Raw genomic sequence first — 8,534 nt, 5'->3', positions numbered from 1 at the left:
GGAAAGCCGCACCAAGCGCTCCGGCGGCTTCTCGGCGAGCGCGACGACATCGCTGAGCGACACGTCGAGCGCCGCGCAGAGTCGTCCCAGCAGCGCAGCCGTCGCGCTGCTCTGCGCCCGCTCCACCCGCCCGATCATGGCACGGCTGACGCCGGAGCGTGCGGCGAGCTCGTTCAACGTCATGCCGGCCTGCGTCCGCAGCGTCTTCAGGCGGCGCCCGATCGCGCGATCGAGTTTTTGCTGGTCCATGGTCTTCATCCGAACGTTGCCCGGCCAGAGACCGCACCCGCCAAAGCGTGAGGAGCTTAGGCCAAGGGACCAGCAAGCGCCGGAGACAGCGGCTAATATATTGGAATTTTACGCACCGCGCGAATACGCGGTCGCGCCTGCCAGATCGATCGGAATGGAAAACTTCAATCGGAAGCTTGGAGCGGGCGAAGGGAATCGAACCCTCGTATGCAGCTTGGGAAGCTGCCGTTCTACCATTGAACTACGCCCGCGGATGCGCGGCTTGCGCGCCCGTCCTGATTAGCCGAGACGGCGCCTCCCGCCAAGCAGTTTGGCGCAGCCAGCCGGCCGGTTATTAACGTCTTGGCAAGATTTTGGGTGCGCCGGATTGTGGCGGTGTTATGATCTCGTGTCTGGGGAGAGACGTGCACTGAGTGGGGCGTGTGCATGGTGGGGCGTGGCTATTCGATATTCGACACGGCGATCGGGCGCTGCGGCATCATCTGGAGCGGCACCGGCGTGGTGGCCGTGCAATTGCCCGGGGCGCGGGAGATCGACACCCGCCGCCGCATCTTTGCGGTCCATCCCGAGGCGCGCGAGCAGCGCCCCTCCGACAATGCCGAGCTTGCGATCGACGGCATCGTGAGCCTGCTGCAGGGCAACGATCCCGATTTTTCCGAGGTCAGCCTGGATGCCGGCGGGGTGCCCGGCTTCAACCGCCGCGTCTACGAGTTCGCCTGTTCCATTCCGCGCGGGGAGACGCGCACCTATCACGAGGTCGCCAAGGCGCTGGGGGCTTCAGGCGCGGCACATTCGGTGGCACAGGCGATCGCCAGAAATCCCTACATGCTGATCGTGCCCTGCCACCGGGTACTGGAGGCCGGCAATTACACCGATCGGCTCTCGCCTTATGGCGGGGTGATCTCCAAGCGGCGGCTCCTGGCACTCGAGGGCGCCCATCCCGTCGCCAGCAAGACGCTGTTCGAGGTGCTGCTGCCGGTTGCCCCACCAAGGCCGTCCACCTAGATAAGGCGGCATGGACGCGACCACACTGCTGACGTCACAATCGATGATCGTTTCCGAGTTTCGCTGCGACGCGGGACCGGGCGATACGCCATTTGCCGAATGCCGCACTGGGCATTCCATCGCCTATGTCCGCTCGGGCAGCTTTGGCTGCCATTGCCGCGCCGGTTTCTTCGAACTGGTGGCGGGCTCGATACTGGTCGGCGCGCCCGGCGAGGAATACACCTGCACGCATGAGCATGTCAGCGGCGATATCTGCCTGTCGTTCTTCCTCAGCGCGGACATGGTCGATGCCCTCGGCGGGCGGGGCGAGGTCTGGCAGGTCGGCGCCACGCCGCCGCTACCCGAATTGATGGTGCTGGGCGAGCTCGCCCAGACGGCGGCAGATGGCAACAGCGACATCGGCCTCGACGAGGTCGGCCAGATCCTGGCCGGCCGTTTTGTCGACGTCGTTTCGGGCAAGGCGTGCAAGCCGGCCACCCCCACCGCGCGCGACCGCCGCCGCGCGGTCGAGGCCGCACTTTGGATCGACGACAATTCGCATGCCGAGGTCGATCTCGAACAGGCCGCAAAGCAGGCGGGCCTCAGCCCGTTCCATTTCCTGCGGCAGTTCTCGAGCGTGCTCGGCGTCACCCCGCATCAATATCTGGTGCGGTCGCGGCTGCGGCACGCAGCGCGGCTGCTCACGGATGACGACATTGCGGTCACCGATGTCGCCTATGACGTCGGCTTCGGCGATCTCTCCAACTTCGTCCGCACCTTCCACCGCGCTGCCGGCGTATCGCCGACCAAATTCCGCCAGGCCTCGCGCGGGGAGCGCAGCGTCTTCGCCGAACGCCTCGTCCTCAACTGAGACAGGTCGGCCGCATGGTGGGGTAATAGTCTGTTGACCAGACGGGCGCGTCGTACTGGGCTTACGGAACGCCGCGCGATATTACAACCAAAGAGCGAACCAACGCTCTTTGAAATGCGGCGACCCGGCAGATGAACAGTGCCCCGAGTGATGTGATTGCGGCCACACTGATCGCGCTTGCCGTTGGTCTTGCCTTCATCGCCGGCTGTGCCGTCTATTATGGCCGCCAGATCACCTCGCGCAGGATTCCGATGCAATGGGGCACCGACGGTCAGCCGGCCTGGTTTGCACCACGCCTCATCGGGCTCTGGTTCAGCTTCGGCGTCACGGCGGCCCTGTCCGCGTTCCTGCTCGTCCTCGCCCTTCATGACCCGCAGAAGCTCACGGCCCTGATCGTCGCAACGGTCAGCGTGATCGGAACGAACATGTGGGTTCACGTCTATCACCTGAAACGGGTGATCCGGTGGCAGTCGGAGGTTCCGGCGAATTAGCCGGCTGCCGAGCGCAAGATTCTCCAAGAGCCGCCCGCTCCACCCCGACTAGGGTCGTCTCCGGGCGCGCGCCATTTTCGGCGCGCTTTGCAAATGGAGACGACCATGTACGACCACATCGGGCTTCGCGTTGCCGATCTCGACGCCGCGACGCGCTTCTACACCGCGGTGCTGGCGCCGCTCGGTTACGTCCTGTGCTCCAGCGGCGACGGCTATGCCGGCTTCGGGCCGAAGGGCGAGCCGGGGCTGTGGCTGCACCTGAACAAGGGCCGCAAGGCCGACGGCGCGCACATCGCGTTCCGCGCCGGAAATCATGACGCGGTCAAGGCGTTCCACAGCGAAGGCCTGAAGAGCGGCGGCCGCGACAATGGCGGCGCCGGGCCGCGCAAGGATTACAGCCCGACCTACTACGCGGCGTTCCTGATTGATCCCGATGGCAATAATGTCGAGGCGGTTTGTGTGTAGAAGCCGCCGCGCACGAGCACTCGTAGGGTGGGCAAAGCGTAGCGTGCCCACCATCGCGTGCGAGAGCGCCGATGAATGGTGGGCACGGCGCGCGAAGAGCGCGCCTTTGCCCACCCTACGAACTCCACATCATAGGAATTCCCCGATGGCCTCCATCCACAACGACATCTCCATCAATGCCCCGGCACGCGACGTCTGGGATGCGGTGCGCGATTTCGGCGCGCTGCATGAACGGCTGGCACCCGGCTTCGTCACCGCCTGCACGATCGACGGCGATGCGCGTATCGTCACGTTCGCCAACGGTTCGGTGGCGCGCGAAGTGCTGGTCGATTGCGACGACGCGCGGCAGCGCCTCGTCTATGCCATCAACAACGAGCGGCTGCAGCATTACAGCGCCTCGGTGCAGGTGATCGCCGACGGCGACCGGAGAAGCCGCCTGGTGTGGATCATCGACATGCTGCCGAACGAGCTTGCAGCCTACGTCCAGGGCCAGACCAAGGACGCCGTCGTTGCGATACATAAAGCGTTTCCGCCCGCTGCAGCTTAGCGGCGGTCCACGCGGCTCTGTGAGTTTTCTCACAGAGCTCCGCCCTCGCCAGCCTTAACCATCGCGGCGTGCGTCCGGTTGGCTCCGCTCTCCCGGCGGCGCGACGCACGCGAGGAGCATGCCATGCGAGGTGCGGACAAGGTGATTTGCCAGGCGGCCGCCGTGCTGCTGCTGTTTTCAGTCGCGAGCTCGCCGGCGAAGGCGCAGTTCCTCGGCGGCGGAGGTGCCGGCGGCGAGGACATGATGACCCAGATGGCCCCGATGCTGGAGATGATGAAGGCGAAGATGGGCAAGCGCCGCTTCGCCATGATGATGCAGACCATGGGCCCGATGATGAGCCGCATGATGGAGAACGGCGGCGGCGGCCTCGGTGGCCTGTCCGGCGGCCATCTCGGCGGCGGCTTTGGCGCACCCAATTACGGCGGCTACACCCCGATGGGGGGCGGCACCATGCCGGCCGGTTATGGCGGCGTTGGTGGCGGCGACATCATGGGCATGCTCGGTGGTGCCGGAGGCGGCGACATGATGGCGATGATCCCGCAATTGATGCGGCTCGCCAATGTCGGCGGCGGTAGCGGCCATCGCCGCCACAGGCATCGCTAATCGGCGGCGCGAGAGAGAGCCGGCCTGATCGCAGCCTTGTTCGCGCGCGGTCCCCAGCGCGTCAGCACCACGCTGGAGAATGAGAGCAGGCCGAGCACGACCATCGAGCTTGCGGCCAGCCAGAAGAAGCTCTGCGCGGTCGCCCCGTGTGTCGACAGCCACCAGCCGGCCGCCGAGATGTAGATCAGCCGCGCCGTCTGCGCCAGCACCGGCCCGATCACCTTGGCCGCGCCTTGCGAGGAGAAATACATCGTCGTGGCAATGCCGAAAAAGGCGTAGAACGGTCCGACCGTCGAGAGATATTGATGGCTCGCCGCGCGCACGGCCGCGCTGTCGGTGAAGATGTTGATCCAGAGATCGGGGAACATCGCAACGACGCAGGCCGGCGCGCCGACGGCCACGAATGCGGATGCACCGGCGATCCAGGCGACGCGCCGTGCGCGCGCGATGTTGCCTGCGCCGATCGCCATCCCCACCATCGGCACACAGGCGATGCCGAACGAAAATGCGATCGAGGTCAGCAGGAATTCGAGCCGCGCACCGATGCCGTAGCCGGCGAGGATCGCGGTGCCGAACTTCGCCAGCATGTGGGTGAAGATCGAGATCGTCAGCACCGATTGCAGCGGCGAGAAGCAGGCGATCGCGCCGACCTTCAGGATGTCGAAAAACATCGCCCACTGAATGCGCAGGCCGCGCAGCTTCGGTGTAACCCGCGCGCGACCGGAGAACAGGTACCAGCCCATGATGCAGATGTTCATGGAATAGGCGATCAGCGCGCCGGCCGCGACGCCGCGCATGCCGAACTGCGGCACCGGCCCGAGCCCGAGGCCCAGCGTGCCGCCGAGCACGATCTGCCAGGCCGCCGAGTTGAGGATCAGGAACGACGGCAGCTTCATGTTGCCGGTGCCACGCAGCACGCCGGCCATGGTGTTGAGCAGCCAGGGCAGCACGGCGCCGCCGAAAAATACCTGCGTGTAGGCGACAGCGTGGGTCAGCACGTCGCCGCGGCCGCCGAGCATTTCCAGCACCCGCGGCCCGAAGATCAGCATGCCCAGCATGAAGACGAGGCCGAAGCTGATACCGATCAGGATCGCATGCGCGGCGAGCGTGGCGGCGCGTTCGCGGTTCCCGGCGCCGAGCGCGCGGGCAATGGCGGAAGCCACCGCACCACCCATGGCGCCGCCCGACATCGTCATGGTCAGAATGATTGTCGGAAACACCAGCGCCATCGCCGCCAGCGCCTCGACGCCGAGCCGGCCGATATAGGAGGTCTCCGCGATCACCGTACAGGTGCCGGCCGAGAGCGCGATCACGTTAGGCCAGGCGAGAGAGAGCAACGTGCGCAGGATCGGCCCGTCTACAAGCGCGCTTCGTAGCGGCCGCGGGGGCGGCGGCAGCGGACGCTCTTGCTCATCGACCGGGATTTCGGCGATGTCGGACATGTCCTCTCCGGGGCAGGGGGCGCCATTTGCGGCGCGGCAATGCGTAGGTGTGCCGGTTATTTTCTTCGCGCAGAAGGCGCGGCGAGAGGCTTGTTAGCACGGCTCGCAGCGATTCCACCTGCGCCAGCTGCAGGCGTGCCCTGCGGCAGCGCATTTCGATGGATGAAGGCTATTCGATCGTCCAAACCAGCGGCGCGCGGCCGCCAGCAGCAGCGCGCATGCGCACGCCGATGTGCCGCCCGCATCCCGCAGCCAGGCCTTCGAACAATCCCTCCAGCACCCTGGCGCAGGCGCCGTGATAGTCGGCGACATCGTCCATCAGCTTCCAGCTCTGCTGGCGGATTTCGAACGTGCCTTCGGATTGCGCGGTCTCGGCCGTGTCATCCTGCGCCGCGAACAGCGCGTTCAGGAACGACGCGAATTCGCTCGCCCCGCCGCGGCTCATCGCCAGCGCGGCCGCGACGTCATCGAAATATTGCATCCCGATCAGCTTGCCGGTGAGATGCAGCAGATAGCCGGCGTCTTCCGGGCCGAACAGCTGCACCATCACGGGTGCCGCGGTGCGCACATATTCCATCGCATAGTTGCGATAGGCTTTTTCAAGGCGCGGTTTCGGCCAGCTCGCAACCGGCAAAGCCGGCGCAGTCTTCGCATCGAACAGCGGCGCTTCCAGATGCCGCGCGAACACCAGGCGCTGATCGAGCTCGAGCGGATGATCGTACTGGTGATAATAGCCTTCCAGCCCGTCCTGGCCGTCGACGCTCTGCTTGGTGCAGACGAAGCCGAGCCTGAGATCGCCGAGCGCGACGCCATTATTGGCGTGCCATCCCCGCAGCATGGCGCGGGAAACCTCGCCCGGCACGCCGCAGATCGCCGTGCCCTTCCAGATCCAGCGCGGCGGCGGATAGCGGATCCAGGCCTTGACGTCGCTCTCATACATGTATTCGACATGCACGCCGCCGATCCAGTTCGAGAGATAGTGATATTGCGCGGCCGCCACCGCCGGCGGCAGATGATCGATCCCGAGCTTCCTAAGCCCCGGCAGGAAGCGCTCCTGCTGCTGGCGGCGGAACACGCGGAAGACGAACTCCGCTGCATCCGCAGTGCCGCGCCGCGTGACGACGGTGAGAATGAGGCCGGTGAAATAGGCGTGGTAGAGGTCGGCGACCGCACGCCAGCGCTTCCATTGAGCTTCCTGCGCGGCGTCAGCTGCGGCGGTCATTCGTTTCGCTCCCGATCATGTTGCGATCGAGTGTGTCACCGCACCTTCCGGCAGGCAACATGACGCCCGTGCAGAGCGCCCTGCGTGGCCACCCGCCAATTCCGCATCACGAAGTTTGCGGTGGCGTCTTGGCCGCGCGCTCGCGCTCGACCCGTTCAGTGACATCGCGCGCCATCGCGACCGATCCCAGGACGTTGCCGCCGGAATCCCGCACCAGCGCGAAGGTCATCTCGATGTAGAGCTTGCGACCGCTCTTGTGCAGCGCGCGGGTCAGTGTCGGCCTGCCCGCAAGCTTCATGCTGCCGCTGGCCAGCGCAGCTTCAAAGCCCTTCCAGTGCGCGGCGCGCAGGTGCTCGGGAATGATCAGGTCGAGATTCTGGCCCAGCGCTTCCGCTGCGGAGAAGCCGAACAGAGCCGTCGCTGCACGGTTCCATCGCATGATCGTGCCGGAGCGGTCCGAATAGATCAGCGCATCCGCGACGTCTTCGGCGATCTTTGCGTCGAGTTCGGATGGGTTGCTCATTTCATTTCCTCCGCCGGTGTCATCGCCCGCGAAGGCGGGCGTCCAGTATCCCAGAGGCCGCATTGATTGAACCGATAAGCCGCGGCGTACTGGATGCCCCGGTTGAGCCGGGGCATGACAGTAGAATGGGCAGCTACACGCGAAAATGCTTCGATAGTTTGAGGCCCTGGGCCTGGTAGTTCGAGCCGATGCGTTGGCCGTACATCGCGTCGGGGCGGGCCAGCATCTTCTCGTAGACGAGGCGACCGACGATCTGGCCGTGCTCGAGGATGAACGGCACTTCGCGCGACCGCACTTCCAGCACGGCGCGCGATCCTAGCCCGCCCGCGCCGGCATAACCGAAGCCGGGATCGAAGAATCCGGCATAGTGCACGCGGAATTCGCCGACCAGCGGGTCGAACGGCACCATCTCCGCGGCGTAGTCGGGCGGCACCTGCACGGCTTCCTTCGAGGCCAGGATGTAGAACTCGCCGGGATCCAGGATCAGACTGCCGTCCGGGCGGGCCGAGATCGGCTCCCAGAAGTCCTCGACGGAATAGCCGGCGCGACGATCGACGTCGACCACACCGGTGTGGCGCTTGGCGCGGTAGCCGACGAAGCCGTTCGCTTTCTCGCCGGAGAGATCGACGGAGACGGCGACGCCGCCGGAGAGATCGGCATCGTCGATATCGACGAGGCGCTCGGCGGCATGAAGCGCATCGAGCTCGTCGGCATTGAGGATGGCGTCACCGGTGCGGAAGCGCACCTGCGACAGACGCGAGCCCTCGCTGACCAGCACCGGAAACGTCTTCGGGCTGATCTCGGCATAGAGCGGGCCGTGATAGCCGGCGCCGATCATGTCGAAGCGGCGGGTGCCGTCGGCGATGACGCGGGTGAAGACGTCGAGCCGGCCGGTGGAGCTCTTCGGGTTCGCCGCCGCGACGATCTCCGGCGGCAGCGCGAGGCTCTCCAGCAGCGGCACGATGTAGACGCAGTTGGTCTCCAGCACCGCGCCGTCGGCGAGGCTGAATTCGTGCAGCTTCAATTCGTCGATGCGCTCGGCGACGGTGGCGCCGGGACCGGGCAGGAAGCTGGCGCGGACGCGATAGGCGATGTCGCCGAGACGCAGATCGAGGCTCGCCGGCTGGATCTGGCTCT

11 protein-coding genes and 1 tRNA gene are annotated in these 8,534 nt (G+C 65.9%); 6 read left to right on the top strand and 6 right to left on the bottom strand.

Annotated features, from left to right (window positions below; genetic code table 11):
• Nucleotides 1-249, bottom strand: a 249-nt coding sequence (locus IC66_RS0107985; protein ID WP_162130968.1) for a helix-turn-helix domain-containing protein, incomplete at its 3' end; no start/stop codon positions are given.
• Between the two features lie 177 nt (nt 250-426).
• Nucleotides 427-500 (bottom strand) — tRNA-Gly (locus tag IC66_RS0107980).
• Nucleotides 501-675: 175 nt separating this feature from the next.
• Between IC66_RS0107980 and IC66_RS0107975 the strand changes: the two genes are divergently transcribed.
• The 6 genes from IC66_RS0107975 to IC66_RS0107950 all read left to right on the top strand — a co-directional run bounded on the left by IC66_RS0107975 (nt 676) and on the right by IC66_RS0107950 (nt 4,210).
• A complete protein-coding gene (locus IC66_RS0107975; protein WP_038947291.1) occupies nt 676-1,254 on the top strand; it encodes a methylated-DNA--[protein]-cysteine S-methyltransferase in 579 nt (192 codons plus the stop codon).
• 10 nt (nt 1,255-1,264) lie between these two features.
• Nucleotides 1,265-2,104 carry a helix-turn-helix transcriptional regulator gene (locus IC66_RS0107970; RefSeq protein ID WP_038947290.1) on the top strand — a complete coding sequence of 280 codons (840 nt, stop codon included), beginning with the start codon at nt 1,265-1,267 and terminating at the stop codon, nt 2,102-2,104.
• A 131-nt stretch (nt 2,105-2,235) separates the two neighbouring features.
• Nucleotides 2,236-2,595: a hypothetical protein gene (locus IC66_RS0107965; protein ID WP_038947289.1), complete on the top strand. Its 360-nt coding sequence runs from the start codon at nt 2,236-2,238 to the stop codon at nt 2,593-2,595.
• A 105-nt stretch (nt 2,596-2,700) separates the two neighbouring features.
• On the top strand, nt 2,701-3,060 hold the full coding sequence (locus IC66_RS0107960; protein ID WP_028140897.1) for a VOC family protein: 360 nt from the start codon (nt 2,701-2,703) through the stop codon (nt 3,058-3,060).
• Nucleotides 3,061-3,205: 145 nt separating this feature from the next.
• A complete protein-coding gene (locus tag IC66_RS0107955) occupies nt 3,206-3,607 on the top strand; it encodes an SRPBCC family protein (RefSeq protein ID WP_028140898.1) in 402 nt (133 codons plus the stop codon).
• A gap of 123 nt (nt 3,608-3,730) precedes the next feature.
• Nucleotides 3,731-4,210, top strand: a complete 480-nt coding sequence (locus tag IC66_RS0107950) for a hypothetical protein (protein WP_028140899.1) — start codon at nt 3,731-3,733, stop codon at nt 4,208-4,210.
• Here IC66_RS0107950 and IC66_RS0107945 read toward each other — a convergent pair.
• The 4 genes from IC66_RS0107945 to IC66_RS0107930 all read right to left on the bottom strand — a co-directional run.
• Nucleotides 4,207-5,652, bottom strand: a complete 1,446-nt coding sequence (locus IC66_RS0107945) for an MATE family efflux transporter (RefSeq protein WP_028140900.1) — start codon at nt 5,650-5,652, stop codon at nt 4,207-4,209. The genes IC66_RS0107950 and IC66_RS0107945 overlap by 4 nt on opposite strands.
• Before the next feature lie 169 nt (nt 5,653-5,821).
• Entirely contained in the window at nt 5,822-6,874 is a 1,053-nt protein-coding gene (locus IC66_RS0107940; protein ID WP_038947288.1) for a hypothetical protein, read from the bottom strand.
• Nucleotides 6,875-6,980: 106 nt separating this feature from the next.
• Nucleotides 6,981-7,397, bottom strand: a complete 417-nt coding sequence (locus IC66_RS0107935) for a PAS domain S-box protein (protein WP_038947287.1) — start codon at nt 7,395-7,397, stop codon at nt 6,981-6,983.
• 133 nt (nt 7,398-7,530) lie between these two features.
• Nucleotides 7,531-8,534: 2'-deoxycytidine 5'-triphosphate deaminase (locus tag IC66_RS0107930; RefSeq protein WP_038947286.1), on the bottom strand; the 1,004-nt coding region annotated here is incomplete at its 5' end.

The organism is Bradyrhizobium genomosp. III (assembly GCF_000261705.1).
In the GTDB taxonomy this organism is placed as follows: domain Bacteria; phylum Pseudomonadota; class Alphaproteobacteria; order Rhizobiales; family Xanthobacteraceae; genus Bradyrhizobium; species Bradyrhizobium ottawaense.
Note: the sequence above shows the minus strand (reverse complement) of the source record. Positions and strands in the feature narration are given on the sequence as shown.